The 2,007-nt window shown below is 74.4% G+C and carries 1 protein-coding gene and 1 pseudogene; one reads left to right on the forward strand and one right to left on the reverse strand.

The annotated features are described in order from the left end of the window. Nucleotides 1-61: 61 nt before the first annotated feature. Nucleotides 62-1,333 (reverse strand): MFS transporter, encoded by a 1,272-nt coding sequence (locus J0670_RS36750; RefSeq protein WP_207817120.1) that lies wholly within the window; start codon nt 1,331-1,333, stop codon nt 62-64. 201 nt (nt 1,334-1,534) lie between these two features. On the opposite strand from J0670_RS36750, the pseudogene J0670_RS36755 reads away from it, so the two are divergent. Beyond that, nucleotides 1,535-2,007: pseudogene (locus tag J0670_RS36755) on the forward strand (hypothetical protein); the annotation flags it as partial.

Raw genomic sequence — 2,007 nt, forward strand, 5'->3', positions numbered from 1 at the left:
CGGTGCGCGGTGGGCCGCACCGGCGGCCGAGGGTGCGCCCCGGAGCCGTCCGAGGGGTGAGTCAGTGTCCCGGGTCCTCCTCCCAGCGCCGGTTCCGAACAGCCGGTACGCCCAACACTACGACCCCGGCCGCAACTTGCCAGACCGACCCGGACAACAGCACCGCACCGGTGCCGAGCCGCTCCGCCAGCGGACCGGCCGCCGCCAGCCCGAGCGGACCGAGGACGAAGGCGCCGAGCACCCCGAAGGAGGTCAGCCGGCCGAGCAGCTCCGCCGGGACCCACTCCTGCGTCGTGGTGTTGAGCAGCGTCCCGCAGACCGCCGAGCCGAGCCCCGCCACCAGTGCCCCCACGACCACCCAGGGCAGCGACGCCCCGACCGCCAGCGCCGCGGAGGGCAGCGCCCAGCCCAGGCCGGCCGCGGTGGCCGCCGCGAGCGGACGACCGGGCCGGCGGCCGAGCATCAGCAGACCGCCCACCACCGCGCCGGCGCCGTACACGCCCATCACCAGGCCCCAGGCGCGGGCGCCGCCGAGCTCCCGCTGGGCGGTGAGCGGGCCGAGCACCAGGAACGGAGCCCACACCAGCAGGTTGAACAGGCCCATCCACGCGGTGGTGATCCACAGCCACGGGCGGGCGGCGAACTCCGACCAGCCGACGCGCAGTTCGCGAACCATCGAGGCCCGGTCGCCGTCCGCCGCCGGACGCTCCGGCAGCCGGAGCCCGGCCAGCGCAAGGGCGCCGATGCCGTACGTCACCGCGTCGATCAGCAGCACCGCCGCCGGACCCTGGGACGCCGTCAGCAGTCCGGCCAGCGCGGGGCCGGCCACCGTGGACACCGAACGGGACAGCCCCAGCAGGGTGTTGCCGTCCGCCAGCAGCTCCCTGCGGCGCACCAGGTCGGGCACGATCGCGCCGAAGGCCGGCATGAACAGCCCCTCGCCGACCCCCCAGGCCGCGACCAGGGCCACCATCGCCCAGAGCGGCGCGTGCCCGGCCGCCAGGAGCACGGCGAACAGCGCCTGGACGAGGCCGCGCAGGACGTCCGAGCCCAGCATCAGGCGGCGGCTGCCGAACCGGTCGGCGATCACCCCGCCCGCCAGCAGCACCAGGACCACCGGGAGGATCCGGGCGGCCATCACCCAGCCGACCCCGGTGCCGCCGCCGCCCCCGTCGAGGACCGCGAAGGCCACCGCGACCGGGGCCATCGAGGAGCCGAGGAGGGAGGTCGTGTACCCGATGAAGAAGAGGGTGAAGTCGCGCTCGCCCAGCACGGCGAGACGGTCTCCCAGCCACCGTCGGCGGGCCGGGATCCGTTCGGTTTCCACTGCCATGGGCAGCAGTCTGCGATCACCCGGGAACGCGGTTCAAGGGGTTCCGGCGAAAAACTTGAGTCTTTTGACATCAATTCTTCGGGCAATGGCCGCTACCGCAGTAAATCACTCTGGAAAGCGCCTCCGAACTGCTGTTTACTGCGAATGTCGGCAAACTTCGGAGATTCTCGCGATGGCGATTTACTGCGGAAGAAGGCAGTCGTGACAGAGCTTCCCCCGGTCGAGTACGGCCTCGCCGTCGAGCGATACCTGGCCGCCTCCGGGCTCGCCGAGGGCTCCCGGCGGATCTACCGGATCGCGCTCGGCACCTGGGCCTGGGCGCTCGCCGACCGACCCGCCCCCACCGGCCCGGAACGGCGGCGCGCCCGGCCGCCCGTACTCCCGCTCGCCCTGCTGGACCACCCGGACGCCGCCGAACGGCTGCGCGCCGCCGTCGCCCTGCGCGGCACCGGCACCGACCCGCGCACGCTCAACCGCGAGCTCTCCACCCTGCGCGCGGCCGTCGCCTGGTGGCGCGCCCGAGGATGGATCGACGGCGACCCGACCACCGGCCTGCGCCCCCGCCCGCTGCCCGAACCGGCCGCGGCCGCGGGCCCGTTGACCCCCGACGAGCTGCGCGCCCTGTTCGCCCTCCGCGCGCCGCTGCGCGAACAGACGCTGTGGCAGCTGCTGCA

It is taken from the genome of Streptomyces sp. FH025 (assembly GCF_017427025.1).
Lineage (GTDB): Bacteria > Actinomycetota > Actinomycetes > Streptomycetales > Streptomycetaceae > Kitasatospora.

What these genes read in the sequence shown, in the direction of transcription:
- J0670_RS36750 (WP_207817120.1), bottom strand. Translation starts at nt 1,333, where the DNA reads ATGGCAGTGGAAACCGAACGGATCCCGGCCCGCCGACGGTGGCTGGGA.